This is a genomic window from Acidimicrobiales bacterium (genome assembly GCA_035512495.1).
In the GTDB taxonomy this organism is placed as follows: domain Bacteria; phylum Actinomycetota; class Acidimicrobiia; order Acidimicrobiales; family CADCSY01; genus DATKDW01.
This window is the reverse complement of the sequence record DATKDW010000064.1, coordinates 1-16,253: the sequence shown is the minus strand read 5'-3', so window position 1 is coordinate 16,253 and position 16,253 is coordinate 1. Positions and strand designations below refer to the sequence as shown.

General features: G+C 71.3%; 16 protein-coding genes and 1 tRNA gene. 12 read left to right on the top strand and 5 right to left on the bottom strand.

Annotated features, from left to right (window positions below; translation table 11 throughout):
• The first annotated feature begins 13 nt into the window (after window positions 1-13).
• From VMN58_09735 to rpoD, 12 genes are all read left to right on the top strand, one after another.
• The gene (locus VMN58_09735) at window positions 14-973 is read left to right on the top strand and encodes a PhoH family protein (GenBank protein HUF33473.1); all 960 of its coding nucleotides are present in this window, start codon (window positions 14-16) and stop codon (window positions 971-973) included.
• 28 nt (window positions 974-1,001) lie between these two features.
• A complete protein-coding gene (gene ybeY / locus VMN58_09730) occupies window positions 1,002-1,604 on the top strand; it encodes an rRNA maturation RNase YbeY (GenBank protein ID HUF33472.1) in 603 nt (200 codons plus the stop codon).
• Complete coding sequence (locus VMN58_09725) at window positions 1,601-2,908, top strand: hemolysin family protein (protein HUF33471.1); 1,308 nt, start codon at window positions 1,601-1,603, stop codon at window positions 2,906-2,908. The genes ybeY and VMN58_09725 overlap by 4 nt, the downstream gene beginning before the upstream one ends.
• Complete coding sequence (gene era, locus VMN58_09720; protein HUF33470.1) at window positions 2,908-3,744, top strand: GTPase Era; 837 nt, start codon at window positions 2,908-2,910, stop codon at window positions 3,742-3,744. Before VMN58_09725 ends, era begins: the two co-directional genes overlap by 1 nt.
• Before the next feature lie 111 nt (window positions 3,745-3,855).
• A complete protein-coding gene (locus tag VMN58_09715; protein ID HUF33469.1) occupies window positions 3,856-4,248 on the top strand; it encodes an OB-fold domain-containing protein in 393 nt (130 codons plus the stop codon).
• An 18-nt stretch (window positions 4,249-4,266) separates the two neighbouring features.
• The gene (locus VMN58_09710; protein HUF33468.1) at window positions 4,267-5,475 is read left to right on the top strand and encodes a thiolase family protein; all 1,209 of its coding nucleotides are present in this window, start codon (window positions 4,267-4,269) and stop codon (window positions 5,473-5,475) included.
• Between the two features lie 176 nt (window positions 5,476-5,651).
• Complete coding sequence (gene uppS / locus VMN58_09705; GenBank protein ID HUF33467.1) at window positions 5,652-6,371, top strand: polyprenyl diphosphate synthase; 720 nt, start codon at window positions 5,652-5,654, stop codon at window positions 6,369-6,371.
• A gap of 4 nt (window positions 6,372-6,375) precedes the next feature.
• Entirely contained in the window at window positions 6,376-7,095 is a 720-nt protein-coding gene (gene recO, locus VMN58_09700) for a DNA repair protein RecO (GenBank protein ID HUF33466.1), read from the top strand.
• Between the two features lie 59 nt (window positions 7,096-7,154).
• Window positions 7,155-8,459 carry a glycine--tRNA ligase gene (locus VMN58_09695; protein ID HUF33465.1) on the top strand — a complete coding sequence of 435 codons (1,305 nt, stop codon included), beginning with the start codon at window positions 7,155-7,157 and terminating at the stop codon, window positions 8,457-8,459.
• A gap of 55 nt (window positions 8,460-8,514) precedes the next feature.
• Window positions 8,515-11,157 carry a pyruvate, phosphate dikinase gene (ppdK, locus tag VMN58_09690; GenBank protein HUF33464.1) on the top strand — a complete coding sequence of 881 codons (2,643 nt, stop codon included), beginning with the start codon at window positions 8,515-8,517 and terminating at the stop codon, window positions 11,155-11,157.
• 83 nt (window positions 11,158-11,240) lie between these two features.
• On the top strand, window positions 11,241-13,028 hold the full coding sequence (gene dnaG / locus VMN58_09685) for a DNA primase (GenBank protein HUF33463.1): 1,788 nt from the start codon (window positions 11,241-11,243) through the stop codon (window positions 13,026-13,028).
• Window positions 13,025-14,269, top strand: a complete 1,245-nt coding sequence (gene rpoD / locus VMN58_09680) for an RNA polymerase sigma factor RpoD (protein ID HUF33462.1) — start codon at window positions 13,025-13,027, stop codon at window positions 14,267-14,269. Before dnaG ends, rpoD begins: the two co-directional genes overlap by 4 nt.
• A 16-nt stretch (window positions 14,270-14,285) precedes the next feature.
• Here rpoD and VMN58_09675 read toward each other — a convergent pair whose 3' ends face one another.
• The 5 genes from VMN58_09675 to VMN58_09655 all read right to left on the bottom strand — a co-directional run bounded on the left by VMN58_09675 (window position 14,286) and on the right by VMN58_09655 (window position 16,197).
• On the bottom strand, window positions 14,286-14,558 hold the full coding sequence (locus tag VMN58_09675; protein HUF33461.1) for a YtxH domain-containing protein: 273 nt from the start codon (window positions 14,556-14,558) through the stop codon (window positions 14,286-14,288).
• Between the two features lie 41 nt (window positions 14,559-14,599).
• The gene (locus VMN58_09670; GenBank protein ID HUF33460.1) at window positions 14,600-14,830 is read right to left on the bottom strand and encodes a nitrile hydratase accessory protein; all 231 of its coding nucleotides are present in this window, start codon (window positions 14,828-14,830) and stop codon (window positions 14,600-14,602) included.
• On the bottom strand, window positions 14,827-15,423 hold the full coding sequence (gene nthA / locus VMN58_09665) for a nitrile hydratase subunit alpha (protein HUF33459.1): 597 nt from the start codon (window positions 15,421-15,423) through the stop codon (window positions 14,827-14,829). The genes VMN58_09670 and nthA overlap by 4 nt, the downstream gene beginning before the upstream one ends.
• Window positions 15,416-16,072: a nitrile hydratase subunit beta gene (nthB, locus tag VMN58_09660; GenBank protein HUF33458.1), complete on the bottom strand. Its 657-nt coding sequence runs from the start codon at window positions 16,070-16,072 to the stop codon at window positions 15,416-15,418. Before nthB ends, nthA begins: the two co-directional genes overlap by 8 nt.
• A 52-nt stretch (window positions 16,073-16,124) precedes the next feature.
• Window positions 16,125-16,197 (bottom strand) — tRNA-Ile (locus VMN58_09655).
• Between the last annotated feature and the right edge of the window lie 56 nt (window positions 16,198-16,253).

Here is a 16,253-nt window from a genome sequence, read left to right as displayed (position 1 = left end):
GATCATCCCGACCGTGCCTGCCACCGACGTCAAGATCCTCGTCCCCGGGAACCACCTCATGGTGGGCCTCCTCGGCCAGCGCGACGAGCTGCTGCGCCTCATCGAGGAGGCGTTCGGCGGCGTGGAGATCCACGTCCGGGGCAACGAGATCAGCATCGTGGGCGCCGAGTCGGAGCGCGTGGGCCGGCTCTTCGAGGAGATGGTGCTGCTCTTGGAGCAGGGCCAGGTCCTCGACGTGATGAACGTGGGGCGCACCATCGAGATGGTCAAGGCCGACGAGCGGCCTTCGGAGGTGCTCACCGACCAGGTGCTGCGGGGCGCCAAGGGCCGCAGCGTCCACCCCAAGACCAGCGGGCAGAAGCGCTACGTCGATGCCATCCGCGACAACGTCGTGACGTTCGGCATCGGCCCGGCGGGCACGGGCAAGAGCTGGCTGGCGGTGGCGATGGCGGTCCAGGCCCTCCAGGCCAAGCAGGTCAACCGCATCATCCTGACCCGCCCGGCGGTGGAGGCCGGCGAGCGGCTCGGGTTCCTTCCGGGCGACCTCATGGCCAAGGTCGACCCCTACCTCCGGCCGCTCTTCGACGCCCTCTTCGACATGGTCGAGCCCGAGGGAGCCCAACGCCTGCTCGACCGGGGGACGGTGGAGGTGGCGCCCCTGGCCTTCATGCGGGGGCGCACCCTCAACGACAGCTTCATCATCCTCGACGAGGCCCAGAACACGACGCCCGAGCAGATGAAGATGTTCCTCACTCGCATCGGCTTCGGGTCACGGGCGGTCATCACCGGCGACGTCACCCAGGTCGACGTCCCCTCGGCCCGGTCGGGCCTCCTCGGCCTCGAGTCGATCCTCAGCGGGATCGACGGGCTGGCCTTCGTGCGCCTCACCCAGCACGATGTGGTCCGTCACCGCATCGTCCAGGACATCGTCACCGCATACGAGCGCAACGCCCCCGAGGAGTCGCCCACGTGACGGGTCGGTCGAGCGTGATGGCGTCGCCGTGGGTGCCCCGGTGAGCGGCCCCGACGGCCCACGACGCCGGCGGCGCCCAGGCCCGCCCGAGGGGGAGGTCACGGTGTTCGTCGCCGACGAGCAGGCGGCCGCGGAGGTCGACGTGACTGCTCTCGCGCGCCTCACCGAGAAGGTGTTGGACGCAGAGGGGGTCCGCGGAGCCTGCGAGCTGTCGCTCTACTTCGTCGAGGAGGACGTCATCGCCGATGCCAACGAGCGGTTCCTCGGCGGGCGCGGGCCCACCGACGTGCTCGCCTTCCCGATCGACGACGAGACGCTCGATGTGGGCCGCTCGCCCGACGCCGGGTCGAGCGGTCCCGACCGACCCCTGGTCGACCTCGGTGAGGTGCCGGTCCTCCTCGGCGACCTTCTCGTGTGCCCTGCCGTGGCCGCCCGGAACGCCTCCGAGCACGGGCGCCCGCTGCCCGACGAGCTGGCGCTGCTCGTCGTCCACGGGATCCTCCACGTCCTCGGCATGGACCACACCGAGGCCAAGGGGGCGGCGGCCATGGGCGGACGCCAGCGTGACCTGCTCGCGCGCTTCCACCCAAGCACCGGCGAGCCCCCACCCGACCCGGAACCCGCCCGATGACGAGCCTCGAGGTCCTCGCCGTCGTCACCATGGTGGTGCTGGTGGGCTCGGCCGCCTTCTTGGCGATGGCCGAGACCAGCCTCACCCACCTGCCGCGCGCCAAGGCCCTCGCGCTCGAGGAAGAGGGACGCCGCGGCGCGGCGTCGTTGCTGCGCCTCCTCGACGACCGCCAGCGGATGCTCAACCCGGTGCTGCTCCTGGTGCTGGTCTGCCACCTCACTGCTGCCACCATCGGCGGCCTGCTGGCGGTCTCGTACTTCGGCCCGCTCGGCATCGCCCTGGCCACCGTCGTCGAGGTCATCGTGATCTTCGTGCTCGCCGAGGCGGCGCCCAAGACCTACGCCCTCCAGCACACCGAGCGCGCCGCCCTCCTCGTGGCGCCGGTGGTGAGCGTGCTGGCCGGCTTCCTGCCGGTGCGCGTCGCCACGAGCGGCCTGATCGGCATGGCCAACGTGGTCCTCCCCGGAAAGGGACGGCGCGCCGGTCCGGTGGTCTCGGAGGAGGAGCTGTTGGCCTTGGCCGACCAGGCGGTGGAGGCCGACGTGTTGGAGGTGGAGGAGCGGGCGCTCATCCGCTCGATCATCGACTTCGGCGATACCGTCGCTCGGGAGGTGATGGTGCCCCGTCCGGACATGGTGTCGGTGCCCGCCGGGACGACGGTGGCGCAGGCCATGGAGACGGTGATCGCCAACGGCTACAGCCGCATCCCCGCCTACGACGATGACGGTGGCGTCGACGACATCGCCGGGATCATCTATGCCAAGGACCTCATGCGCGCCGCCCGCGAGGGTCAATCCTCGGCGACGGTGGCCACGTTGCTGCGCCGCGCCGCCTTCGTGCCCGAGACCAAGCGGGTCGCCGAGCTCATGCGGGAGATGCAGGCCGAGAAGTTCCACATCGCCATCGTCATCGACGAGTACGGCGGGACCGCCGGCCTGGTCACGCTGGAGGACCTCATCGAGGAGCTGGTGGGGGAGATCGTCGACGAGTTTGACGTGGAGGACGCCCTCGTCGAGCCGCTGTCCGACGGCGACGTGCGCGTCAACGCTCGCATGCCGCTCGACGAGCTGAACGACCTGCTCAACCTGGACCTGCCGGAGGGTGACTGGGACACGCTCGGCGGCCTGGTGTTCAACCTCCTCGGCCACGTGCCGGTGGAGGGCGAGGCCGTCCAGGTCGACGGCCATCGCCTGCGCGCCGAACGGGTGCAAGGGCGCCGGATCGGGCGGGTCCGCATCACCCGAGCGCCGGAGGTCCCCCCCGGCGAGGGCCACCGGAGCGACGCCGACACAAGATCCCGCTGATGCGCTCGGGCTTCGTGACCCTCGTGGGCCGCCCCAACGTGGGCAAGTCGACGCTGCTCAATCGGATCCTCGGGCGCAAGGTGAGCATCGTCTCCGACAAGCCCCAGACCACCCGGACCCAGGTCCGCGGTGTGCTCAACCGACCCGACGCCCAGGTGGTCTTCGTCGACACGCCCGGCATCCACAAGCCGCGCAGCGCCATGGGGAGCCGGCTCAACGACACCGCGACGGGCTCCATCAGCGGGGTCGACATCGTGTGCCTCGTGGTCGACGCCACGGCGCCCATCGGCCGGGGCGACCGCTTCGTGGCGGCCCGGGTGCCTGCCGACGCCGTGATCGTGGTCAACAAGGTCGATGCCGCCCGACCGGAGGAGGTGCTGGCGCAGCTGGCCACCGCTGGCGAGCTCGACCGCTCGGCCTACTTCCCCGTCTCGGCCAAGACCGGGGCAGGGGTCGACGAGCTCGTCGAGCACCTTGTCGCCCGGCTGCCCGAGGGCCCGAAGTACTACCCCGACGACATGGTCACCGACGTTCCCGAGGCGTTCTGGATCGCCGAGCTCGTGCGTGAGCAGCTGCTCGCCGTGACCCGCGAGGAGGTGCCCCACTCCATCGCGACGAGGGTCACGGAGTGGGAGTGGCCCCGGGTGCGATGCGAGATCCTCGTCGAGCGCGACTCTCAGAAGGGCATCGTGATCGGTAAGAAGGGGGCGGTGCTCAAGGCGGTGGGGACGGCGGTGCGTCGCCAGGTCGACCCCGACATGTACCTGGAGCTGGCGGTGAAGGTCGACAAGGACTGGCAACGCCGCCCCAAGGCGCTGGAGCGCCTCGGCTACTGACCAGGTGCGCGCCGATCCGCTGCTGACGACGTCGTCAGCGAAGGTTCGCGGGTGGCGCTACGCTGCCGCGCACCGACCGGCCAGGGGACCGGCGCTGATGGGGGAGGGTCCGTGGCCGCTCAGGTCCCGCTGGTGGAGTACCTCGTGCTGGGCGACGACCCACACCTCGAGGCCAACGAGTGCACGTCGTGCCAGGCGCGGTTCTTCGACCGCCGCAACGCCTGTGCCTCGTGCAGCGGCACCGAGTTCAAGCGGGTGGACATCCCGACGGAAGGAGAGCTGCGGTCGTTCTCGATCGTGGCCTTCGCGGCACCGGGGGTGCCCGTGCCCTTCGTGGCGGGCATCGTCGACTGTGACGGCACCAGCGTGCGCGGCAACGTGATCAACACCGAGCCCGACCCCGAGCACGTGTCGCTCGGGATGAAGGTCCGCCTGGCCACCTACGTGGTCGGCACCGACGACGACGGCACCGAGGCCATCGGCTTCGGGTTCGAGCCGGCCTAGGTACGAGGGAGAGCGACGATGGCATCTGACGACATCTGGATCCTGGGGATCCGCATGACCAAGTTCGGCAAGCACCCGGACCTCGACACCGTCGACCTGGCGGCCGAGGCGGCGCTGGGGGCCCTCGCCGACGGCGGGGTCACCATGGCCGACATCGGCGTGGTGGCGGCCGGCAACCTCATGGGCGGGGCCGGTGGCATCGGCCAGCAGCTGCAGAAGCAGATCGGCCAGACGGGCGTGCCCGTCTACAACGTCCAGAACGCCTGCGCCACCGGTGCCACGGCGCTGCGCACGGCGATCATGGCCATCAAGGCCGGCGAGTGCGACATGGGCCTCGCCGTGGGCGTCGAGAAGCTGGCCGGCGCCGGCCTCCTCGGTGGCGGCGGTCGCCCGAAGGGCGACAAGGAGGTCTACGAGCCGCGGGGTCGCTACGGCGCCGTCGCCACCACCGACGGGCGCATCGGCACCGACACCATGCCCGGCGTCTTCGCCCAGGTGGGCATGGAGTACGGCCACCGCTACGGCGGCACCAGCTTCGAGCTCTTCGCCAAGATCAGCGAGAAGAACCACAGCCACTCCACGCTCAACCCGCTGGCCGCCTACACCAAGGCCATGAGCCTCGAGCAGATCATGGGCGACATGATGATCGCCTACCCGAACACCCGCCCGATGTGCTCGGCCAACTGCGACGGCGCCGCCGCCGCGGTCGTGGTCTCGGGTGCCAAGCTCAAGACGCTCAGCCTCGAGCAGCAGCGGCGGGCGGTGAAGGTCTCGGCGTCGGTGCTCACCACCGACCCGTGGCAGGAGGCGTGCCAGGTGCTACCCGATGTCAACACCCTGACTCGCAACGCCGCCACCCAGGCCTACGAGCAGGCCGGGGTCGGCCCCGAGGACCTCGACCTGGTGGAGCTGCACGACTGCTTCGCCACCGCCGAGCTGGTCCACTATGACAACCTCATGCTCTGCGAGGAGGGTGGCGCCGTCGACTTCTTCGAGTCGGGTGCCCCCTGGCGCGACGGCGCCAAGCCGGTGAACGTCTCCGGCGGCCTCCAGTCGAAGGGCCACCCCATCTCGGCCACCGGCATCGCCAACATCTGGGAGGTCTGCCACCACCTCCGCGGTGAGGCCGGCGACCGTCAGATCGACGGCGCCACCGTGGGCCTGGCCCACGTCATCGGCCTCGGCTCGGCCTGCGGCGTCCACATCCTGGAGAAGTCGGCGGCCTAACGGGGCTCACGGGTCCTGCAACGGGGGGATCCCTTCCCGCCTCCGCAAGCTCCGGCGGGCCCCTTCCGTCGACGCCCCCCGCTCGCGGGCCGGAGAGCGGTCTCGGCCTACGGCCGAGGCCCCCCAATGGCGTGGCCATGCGGTTGCCCCGGTGCCCGAGGCGGTACGTTCGGGCGGTGGACGTCGACGGCATCGATCTGAGCAGCGTGCCGGCCCACGTGGCGTGCGTCATGGACGGCAACGGCCGGTGGGCCACCAAGCGGGGGCTGGCGCGCACCGAGGGCCACGCCGCCGGCGAGGAGGCGCTCTTCGACACCGTCGAGGGCGCGCTCGACCTCGGCCTGCGCTGGTTGACCGTCTACGCCTTCTCCACCGAGAACTGGAAGCGCCCCCTCGACGAGGTGCGCTACCTCATGGGGTTCAACGAGTCGATCCTCACCCGTCGTCGGGACGAGCTGAACGAACGGGGCGTGCGCATCCGATTCGCCGGCCGGCGCGACCGCCGGGTCCCCAGGCGGCTGCTGCGGCGGATGGACGAGGCCCTGGAGCTGACCCAGGACAACACCACGATGACGCTCACCATCGCCTTCAACTACGGCGGGCGGGCGGAGATCGTCGACGCCGTGCGCGCCCTGGTCGAGGCCGGGACCCCCGCGTCGAAGATCGACGAGAAGGCGATCCGCCGCCACCTCTACGACCCCGAGATGCCCGACCCCGACCTCATGGTCCGGACCTCCGGGGAGTATCGGATCTCCAACTTCTTGCTGTGGGAGCTCGCCTACAGCGAGCTGGTGTTCACCGAGGTGCTCTGGCCCGACTTCCGGCGCGAGCACCTCTTCGAGGCGGTGCGGGAGTTCCAGCGGCGCGAGCGGCGCTTCGGCGGGGTCGAGCGGTAGGACCGTGTCGAACCTCTACCGCGAGCGGGGGATCGTGCTGCGGACGATCAAGCTCGGTGAGGCCGACCGCATCATCACCTTCGTCACCGAGCACCACGGCAAGGTGCGGGCGGTCGCCAAGGGCGTGCGGAAGACCAAGAGCCGCTTCGGCGCCCGGCTCGAGCCCCTCGGGCACGTGTCGCTCCTGCTCTACAAGGGGCGCAACCTCGACATCGTGACCCAGGTGGAGGTGCTGGAGGGTTTCCGTGAGGTGCGGGAGGACCTCGACCGGCTGGGCCGGGCCATGGCGGTGCTCGAGGTGGTCGACCACGTCCTCCAGGAGGGGGAGGACGATCCCCGCCTCTACCAGATGGGCCTCGGTGCCCTGCGGTCCCTCGCGGCGCGAGACGTCCCCCTGCTGGTTCCCGCGTTCTTCTGGAAGCTGCTCGCCCAGCAGGGCGTCAGCCCGCTCCTCGACGCCTGCGCCGGCTGCGGTGACGACGTGGAGCTCGTGGCGTTCGACCTCGGTGAGGGTGGGGCGCTGTGCCGGGGGTGCCGGCGCGGGGCCCGCCTCACCCCCGGTGGACTGGCGCTGCTGCGCCGGATCCTCGGTGGCGACCTGGTCGGGGTGCTGGCCGAGCCGGCGTCGTCGGCAGGATTCGAGGTGGAGCACCTCGCCCGCCAGGCGCTGGAGCACCACCTGGAGCGCCGGCTCCGGGCCGTGGACCTGCTCGACCACGGGTAGCGATGGGCTCGGCGGAACCGCCTTCGGGGGGCGTCGGTGCCGCCGGTAGGGTCCACCCCATGGCAGAGCTCTTCGACCAGGTGGTCAACCTGTGCAAGCGGCGGGGGATCGTCTTCCCCTCGGCCGAGATCTACGGCGGCTTCCGCTCCGCCTACGACTACGGCCCGGTCGGCGTCCTCATGCTCCGCAACGTCAAGGACGCGTGGTGGCGCTCGATGGTGCAGCTGCGCTCCGACGTGGTCGGCCTCGACGCGGCGATCCTCTCGCCGCCGGCGATCTGGGAGGCCTCGGGCCACCTGAAGAACTTCACCGACCCGCTCGTCGACTGCCGGCAGTGCAAGGAGCGCTTCCGCCTCGACAAGCTCGACGACCCCGGGACCTGCCCGAGCTGCAAGGCCAAGGACAGCTTCACCGAGGCCCGCCAGTTCAACTTGATGTTCAAGACCTTCGCCGGGCCCGTCGAGGGATCGGGCGCCGAGGTCTACCTGCGTCCCGAGACAGCCCAGGGGATGTTCACCCAGTTCAAGAACGTGCTCGACACGTCCCGCAAGCGGCCGCCCTTCGGCATCGCTCAGGTCGGGAAGTCGTTCCGCAACGAGATCACGCCCGGCAACTTCGTCTTCCGCACTCGCGAGTTCGAGCAGATGGAGATGGAGTTCTTCGTGCCGCCGGCGGAGGCGGAGGAGTGGTACGGCTACTGGTGCGAGCAGCGCCTCGCCTGGTACACCGACCACGGCATCCCCGCCGAGCAGCTGCGACTGCGGCCGCACGACCCGCACGAGCTGAGCCACTACTCGTCGGCGACGTCCGATGTCGAGTTCCTCTTCCCGTGGGGCTGGGACGAGCTCGAGGGCATCGCCAACCGCGGCGACTACGACCTCACCCAGCACGCCAACGCCTCTGGCGAGAAGCTCGAGTACTTCGACCAGGCCACGGGGGAGCGTTACGTCCCCCACGTCATCGAACCCGCCGCTGGTGCCACCCGGACGCTCATGGCCTTCCTGATGGCCGCCTACGACACCGACGAGATCAACGGCGAGGAGCGCACCGTCCTGCGCCTCCACCACCGCCTGGCGCCCTACAAGGTCGCCGTGCTGCCGCTCTCCAAGAAGGAGACCCTGACGCCCCTCGCCCGGGAGGTGCTGGGGCTGCTGCAACCTTGGTTCATGTGCGACTACGACGAGACCCAGGCCATCGGTCGTCGCTACCGGCGTCAGGACGAGATCGGGACGCCCTACTGCGTGACGGTCGACTTCGACAGCCTCGAGGACCGGGCCGTGACCATCCGCGACCGCGACACCCTCGAGCAGGTGCGGGTGCCGATCGACGGGGTGGTCGAGGAGCTGCGCGGGCGCCTCGCCTGACCTCTGCTCCCGTCGCCTCCCGAGCGCCTCCCGGCCGGTCGGTACCATCCCGAACGTGACCTACGTCTACGGCTTCGACCACGCCCACGAGGGCGCCCCCATGGCGCTCAAGGAGCTCCTCGGCGGCAAGGGCGCCAACCTGGCGGAGATGACGAGCGTGCTGGACCTGCCCGTCCCGCCTGGGTTCACCATCACCACCGAGGCATGTCGGACGCACCTCGCGTCGGGGTGGCCGGAGGGTCTCGACGAGGAGGTGGCGCGCCACCTGGCGCGCCTCGAGGAGGCCATGGGGAAGGGCCTCGGCGACGGCGACGACCCCCTCCTCGTGAGCGTGCGTTCGGGGGCGGCATCGTCGATGCCCGGGATGATGGACACCGTGCTCAACCTCGGCCTGAACGATCAGTCGGTCCGGGGGCTGGCGGCGCGCACCGACGACGAGCGGTTCGCCATGGACTCCTACCGGCGCTTCATCGCCATGTTCGCCACCATCGTGCTCGGCATGGACCGGAGCGTCTTCGACCGGACCTTTGAGGGGGCCCGCGACCTGGCCGGGGTGTCCACCGACGCCGAGGTGCCGCCCGACGTGCTCAACCTGGTGGTGGGGCGGTTCAAGTCGCTTGTGGTGGAGGCCACCGGGTCGCCGTTCCCGGAGGACCCCCAACAGCAGCTGCGGCTGGCCATCGCCTCGGTGTTCGACTCGTGGAACACCCCTCGCGCCGTCGCCTACCGGAACCGGGAGCACCTGCCCCACGACCTCGGCACGGCGGTGAACGTCCAGGCCATGGTCTTCGGAAACCGCGGCATGGACTCCGGCACGGGCGTCGGCTTCACCCGCGATCCCAACACCGGAGCCCAGGGTGCCTACGGCGACTTCCTCCTCAGCGCCCAGGGGGAGGATGTGGTGGCAGGCATCCGGGCCACCGAGCCGCTCGCCGCCCTCGGCGAGCACTTCCCTGCGATCTACGAGCGGCTGCTCCAGATCTTCGAGACCCTCGAGCACCACTACCGCGACATGTGCGACACCGAGTTCACCATCGAGTCGGGCAAGCTCTGGATGCTGCAGACGCGCGTGGGGAAGCGGACGGGCATGGCGGCCCTCAAGATGGCGGTCGACATGGTTGACGACGACGTCATCCGCCTCACGCGTGCCGAGGCGGTCCAGCGGATCACCGCCGACCACCTCGACTCCGTGCTCCACCCCCAGTTCGAGGCCGGCGACGTTCACACTGCCCTCACCACCGGGTTGGCTGCTTCGCCCGGCGCGGCGGTGGGCCAGGCCTACTTCACCGCCGACGAGGCGGCCGACGCCGCCCACCGTGGGGAGGTGGTCATCCTCGTCCGCAACGAGACCTCACCGGAGGACGTGCACGGCATCGCCGTGGCAGCCGGCGTGCTCACCGCCCGGGGCGGGCTGGTGAGCCACGCCGCGGTGGTGGCGCGGGGGTGGGGCAAGCCGGCGGTGTGCGGCGCCGAGGCCATCAAGATCGACGGAGCGTCGTTCACGGTCGAGGACAAGACGGTTTGCCAGGGCGACGTCATCTCGATCGACGGCACCACCGGGGAGGTCGTGCTCGGCGCCGTGGGGCTCACCACCAGCACCAGCCCGCCCGAGCTCGACCTCGTCCTCGGCTGGGCCGACGAGCTGCGGGGGACGACGGTCGCGGTGCGGGCCAACGCCGACACCGCCGCCGACGCCGAGGCGGCCCGGGGGTTCGGGGCCGAGGGCATCGGGCTGTGCCGCACCGAGCACATGTTCCTCGCCGAGGACCGGCTGCCGATCGTGCGCCGGATGATCCTGGCCGATGGCGACGAGGCGGAGGCGGAGGCCTTCGAGGAGCTGCGCGCCGCCCAGCGAGCCGACTTCACCGGCATCCTCGAGGCCATGGACGGCCTGCCCGTCACCGTTCGCCTACTCGACCCGCCGCTGCACGAGTTCCTCCCCGGCATCGAGGAGCTGGCGGTGAAGGAGGCCCGGATCGGGCTCGACGACGAGGAGACGCGGCTCCTCGCCGCCGCCCGCACGTGGCACGAGGTCAACCCGATGCTCGGCACCCGAGGCGTCCGGCTCGGGGTGGTCAAGCCCGGCCTTTACGCCATGCAGGTGCGCGCCCTGGTGGAGGCGGTGGCCGACCGCGTGGCCGCTGGCGGTCGCCCCGTCGTCGAGGTGATGATCCCCCTCACGATCAGCCGGGAGGAGCTGGCCCTCGCCCGCGGCTGGGTGGAGGGCGCGATCCGCGACGCCGCCGGTGAGGGAGGGCCGAGCGGGGCACAGATCAGCATCGGGACGATGATCGAGGTGCCGCGCGCCGCCCTGCTGGCAGGGGAGCTGGCCGAGGAGGCCGACTTCTTCTCCTTCGGCACCAACGACCTCACCCAGATGACCCTCGGCTTCAGCCGTGACGACGTGGAGGCACGGATCATGGGCGCCTACCTCGAGGCCGGGCTGCTGGCCCGCAACCCGTTCGAAACCATCGACCGGAGCGGGGTGGGCGAGCTGGTGCGCATCGGGGTGGAGCGAGGTCGTGCCACCAAACCCGACCTCAAGGTTGGCGTTTGCGGCGAGCACGGTGGCGACCCCCTCTCCATCGGCCTCTTCGTCGCCGCCGGCCTCGACTACGTCTCGTGCTCACCCTTCCGGGTGCCCATCGCCCGGCTCGCGGCGGCCCAGGCGGTGCTGCGGGAGCGTGCGTCGGGCTGAGGGCCGCGCTCGAAGCGGGAGGCGGTGGAGCACTGGCGGGGTCACAACCGACCCCGCCGATCGACGGACGGTAGCGTCGAGTCGTGGCGATCGCCGACGACGACATCGAGAAGGTGCGCGCTGCCACCGACATCGTGGCCGTCATCTCCGAGCACGTCGCCCTCCGGCGGTCCGGTACCCGATGGGTGGGGCTGTGCCCGTTCCACGCTGAGAAGACCGGTTCGTTCTCCGTCAACGCCGAGATGGGGTTCTTCTACTGCTTCGGCTGCCAGGCCAAGGGCGACGCAATCACCTTTGTCCGGGAGGTCGCCCACCTCGACTTCGTGGGCGCCGTCGAGTCGCTGGCGGGCCGGGCAGGCATCCAGCTCACCTACGACAACGTCCAGGAGTCGGGCCGCCGCCGCCGCCGCTCGGTGCTCGTCGATGCCATGGGCAAGGCGGTGGAGTGGTACCACCAGCGCCTGCTGACCGCGCCTGACGCCGCCCACGCCCGCGGGTACCTGCGGTCCCGCGGCTACGACGGCGAGGTCGTCCGACAGTTCAAGCTGGGCTGGGCGCCCGAGGGCTGGGACGTGCTCTGCTCCTCGATCGGACTGCCCGCCGACGTGCTCCGCGACACCGGGCTGGGCTTCGTGAACAAGCGCAACCGCCTCCAGGACAGCTTCCGGGGCCGGGTGCTCTTCCCCATCCTCGACGCCCGGGGTGACGCCGTCGCCCTCGGCGGGAGGATCCTGCCCGGGGGCGAAGGGCCCAAGTACAAGAACTCGCCGGCCACCGAGATCTACGACAAGAGCGAGGTGCTCTACGGGCTGTCGTGGGCCAAGTCCGACGTGGTTGCCCACGACGAGGTGGTGGTCTGCGAGGGCTACACCGACGTCATCGGCTTCGCCACCTCTGGTGTCCCCCGGGCGGTGGCCACCTGTGGCACCGCCCTCACCGAGCGCCACGTCGCCGCCCTGCGGCGCTTCGCCCGGCGCATCGTCCTGGCCTTCGACGCTGACGCCGCCGGCCAGGGTGCCGCCGAGCGCTTCTACGAGTGGGAGCGGCGCTACGAGGCCGACGTGGCGGTGGCGCTGCTCCCGAGCGGAGCCGACCCCGGCGACCTGGCCCGCAGCGACCCCGCAGCCCTGGCACGGGCGGTGTCCGAGGCCCGGCCGTTCCTGGCCTTCCGCCTCGAGCGCCTGCTCGACGCTTCCGACCTCGGCACCGCCGAGGGACGCGCTCGCGCCGCGGAGCACGCCATGGAGATGATCGGTGAGCACCCGAGCGAGCTGGTCCGCGATCAGTACGTGATGCAGGTGGCCGACCGGTGCCGGCTCGACCCCGACCGCCTCCGCGCCGGCGTGGCCACCGCTCGCTCGCGCCCGGTCCGCGCCGCCGAAGGCGACGGCGAGACCCCCCGGGGTCGCCGGCAGCCCGCCGGTGGTGGGCGCCGACAGGAGTCGGCGTCGATGCTGGCGCTGCGCCTCGCCGTGCACCGCCCCGAAGAGGTGGCCGAGACCCTCCACGAGGCGCTCTTCTCCGACGAGCTCGAGCTCGCCGCCTACCGGGCCCTGGCCACGGCGTCGACGCTGCACGAGGCGGTGGCGACCGCCGACCCGGAGGCCGCCGAGCTCCTGCAGCGCCTCGCCGTCGAGGAGGCCGACGCCGACCCGGCCGACGTGGTGCGGCTGCTGCTGGTCGAGGCCGTGCGGCCGGTGGTCCGCGACCTCGAGTCGTCGGCCCGCTCCGACGGCGACCCGCTCGAGGCGTCGCAGCTCGTCGGCTGGCTCAAGCTGCGCACCGAGGAGCTGTGGGAGGAGCGCACCCGGCCGGCGGCGGCGCAGCAGTTGGTAGCGTTCCTGGCGGACCGGGCCCAGGAGGGGACGTGAACGCACAGACCTCCATCCCCTCGGCGAGCGAGGGGATCGACGAGCTGCAGCGACTTCTCGCCCTTGGCCGGATCCAGGGCACCGTCACGGTCGACGAGGTGCTGATCGCCCTGGGCTCCCCGGAGCCGACACCGGCGTTCATCCACGCCATCACCGAGCTGCTGGCCGGCCAGGGCATCGAGCTCGACCCGCAGGAGCCCTCGGCCGCCGAGGTCGTCGAAGACGATCACGCCCCGGCGCCGGTGGTCGAGCGCCCGGCCCCGAAAGGGGTCCGCCGGCGTCGGGCGGCAACGCTGCCGCCGGCCGAGACCGCTCGGTCGGGCGGCGCCAGCGATCCGGTGCGCCTGTACCTCAAGGAGATCGGCCGGGTGCCCTTGCTCACGGGACCCGAGGAGGTGGCGCTGGCCAAGCGCATCCTCGCCGGTGAGGTGGCGCGTCTCGCCATCGGTGCCCTCGGGCCCTCGGTCGCCGAGGAGGAGCGCTCCTCGCTCGTCCGCACCGTCACCGACGCCGAGGCTGCCCGGAAGGCCCTCATCCAGGCCAACCTCCGCCTGGTGGTGTCGATCGCCAAGCGCTACCAGGGGCGGGGGATGCTCTTCCTCGACCTCATCCAGGAGGGCAACCTGGGCCTGATGCGCGCCGTCGACAAGTTCGACCACGCCAAGGGCTTCAAGTTCTCCACCTACGCCACCTGGTGGATCCGCCAGGCCATCACCCGTGCCATCGCCGACCAGGCTCGCACCATCCGCATTCCGGTGCACATGGTCGAGACGATCAACAAGGTGGTGCGGGTGCAGCGGGAGATGCACCAGCAGCTCGAGCGGGAGCCAACCGTGGAGGAGCTGGCGGCCAAGGTCGACATGACCCCGGCCCGCGTGCGCGAGATCCACCGGTTCTCCCTCGACCCGCTCTCTCTCGACTCCCCGGTGGGGGACGAGGACGACACCAACCTGAGCGACTTCATCGAGGACCACGGCGCTGAGGCGCCGGCCGACGCCGCTGCTCGCAAGCTCCTCAACGAGGCGGTGCTGTGCGCCCTCGACGACCTGAGCGAGCGGGAGCGGCAGGTCGTGCGGCTCCGGTTCGGCTTGGAGGACGGCCAGGCCCGGACTCTCGAGGAGGTCGGCAAGGCGTTCGGCGTCACCCGCGAGCGGATCCGCCAGATCGAGTCGAAGACGCTCGCCAAGCTGCGCCACCCGCAGCACTCGGTGAAGCTGCGCGACTACCTCGACGGCGAGTGAGCCTGCAGCCCCCGGCTCAGCTCAGCCCGGAGGGCGATGGGTCAGGGGTGTCGGCGAAGCCGTTGCGCGAACCGGAGTCGCCGGGTTTGTGCTCCTCGACGAAGTCCTTGGCCCGCTCCCGGCCGAGGTCGACGACCGCCTTGGCCTTCTCGGTGGCGGTCTCGTAGGCGCCGCTGGACTTGGCCTTCTCGAGGGCGTTGTTGAGCTGGCGGTACCGTTCGTGGCCGGCCTTGGCACCGAAGTAGTAGCCGACGGCACCGCCGATGATGAATCCCAGTCTGAAGCGCATGTCTCCTGTGTAGCCGCGATCGGCACTGCTCAACCGAAGGATCACCCGGCAGGGCCCTTCCCGCGGTCCGAGAGAAGGCTGGTGCAGACGTCTTCGAGGCTCGCCAGCCAGTGCTCGTAGTAGCCCGTCGCCTCCGCGGGGTCGGCGGCGATGCGGGTCGCCAGCCGTTCCTGGAACGCCGTCCATGGGAGGTGGCCCGAGTCCCGCAGCCGCACGGCCAGGGCAAAGGCCCGCGCCTCCCACGGCGCCGCGAAGACGGGCTCGTCGCTCACGGTCGGCTGGCCCGGGCCACGCCGACCATGGCGTCGCGGGGGACGAGGGCGGCGAGTGCCTCCTCGTCGAGGTCCTCGGTGTCGTCAGGGCGCTCGGGGAGGACGAGGTAGCGGACCTCTGCGGTCGAGTCCCACACCCGGATCTCCACCGCCTCGGGGAGGTCGAGGCCCATCTCGGTGAGCACGACCCGGGGCTCCCGGACCACGCGGGAGCGGTAGGGGGCGCTCTTGTACCAGGTCGGCGGCAGCCCGAGGAGGGGCCAGGGGTAGCACGAGCAGAGGGTGCAGACCACGACGTTGTGCACCGTGGGGGTGTTCGCCCTGACCACGATCACCTCGCCCTGGGCGCCGCCGAGCCCCAGCTCGGCGCAGGCAGCGGTGCCGTCGGCCAGCAGGCGCTCGCGGAAGTCGGGGTCGCTCCACGCTCGCGCGACCACCTGTGCGCCGAGGTGGGGGCCGATGTCGTGCTCGTAGGCCTCGACGATGGCGTCGATGGCGTCGGTGGTGACGAGCCCCCGCTCGACGAGGAGGTGCTCGAGGGCGGCGACGCGGGCTACCAGGGGATCGGCCGGTGCGTCGTGGCGCTCACCCATCGGGCTCCTCCAGGTAGCTCTCCCACAGGTCGAGTGCCACGCGGTGGTCGCCGCGTCCCCACAGCTCGGAGGCGGCGAAGGAGACCCCGTAGAGCGGCTCGACCCGGTCCACCCCGTCGGCGCTGGCGTCGGGCAGGCGTGCCGGCGGGTGCGTCGCCTCGACGGTGCCCACGGCACCCCGCACGTAGCGCGGGCAGCGGGTGTGCCCCGATGGGGAGGTGCGCCGGACGCGGACGGTGTCGCCGGTGTCCCACCGATGGGCCGGTCCGCCGGCGGCGGGCGGGGCTGCGGGGGTGCGCACGGCGCTCACCAGCTGCCGGGCGAGCTCGGGGTCGTCGCGTCGGGCGACAGCGCCCCCAGCGGCGACGTGGGCCCGGGCCGCCTCCAGGTCGACGACGGAGGCGAAGCCGTTCTCGATGGCGCCGCGCTCGATCGCCGCCAGCCAGTGCTCGTAGTAGCTGGTGTTGAGGTACTCGACGGCGCCCATCCGCTCGATGGCATGGCGGAACCGGTCGACGTTGCCGGCGGCTCCCGAGAAGTTGAGCCCGAACACCCGTCGCTCCCAGTCGTGGTGGAAGACGGGCTCGTCGCGCTCCTGTTCGACGGCACCGAAGCCCTCCATACCACCTAGGTCGTGCACACCGTCCACGCTCGGGACCGTACCCGACGCGCGCGCCGGTGTCCGGGGGGGTCAGACTTCGTGGGCCCGGGTGGGATCGAACCACCGACCAAAGGATTATGAGTCCCCCGCTCTGACCACTGAGCTACGGGCCCGCGGCGGCGCTCGGCGGTCGAACGCTGGCTCCGGGGGTCGGGCTCGAACCGACGAC

Coding starts and splice junctions, on each gene's coding strand:
- VMN58_09725 (HUF33471.1), top strand. CDS start 1,601: ATGACGAGCCTCGAGGTCCTCGCCGTCGTCACCATGGTGGTGCTGGTG.
- era (HUF33470.1), top strand. CDS start 2,908: ATGCGCTCGGGCTTCGTGACCCTCGTGGGCCGCCCCAACGTGGGCAAG.
- VMN58_09710 (HUF33468.1), top strand. CDS start 4,267: ATGGCATCTGACGACATCTGGATCCTGGGGATCCGCATGACCAAGTTC.
- VMN58_09695 (HUF33465.1), top strand. CDS start 7,155: ATGGCAGAGCTCTTCGACCAGGTGGTCAACCTGTGCAAGCGGCGGGGG.
- VMN58_09675 (HUF33461.1), bottom strand. CDS start 14,558: ATGCGCTTCAGACTGGGATTCATCATCGGCGGTGCCGTCGGCTACTAC.
- nthA (HUF33459.1), bottom strand. CDS start 15,423: ATGGGTGAGCGCCACGACGCACCGGCCGATCCCCTGGTAGCCCGCGTC.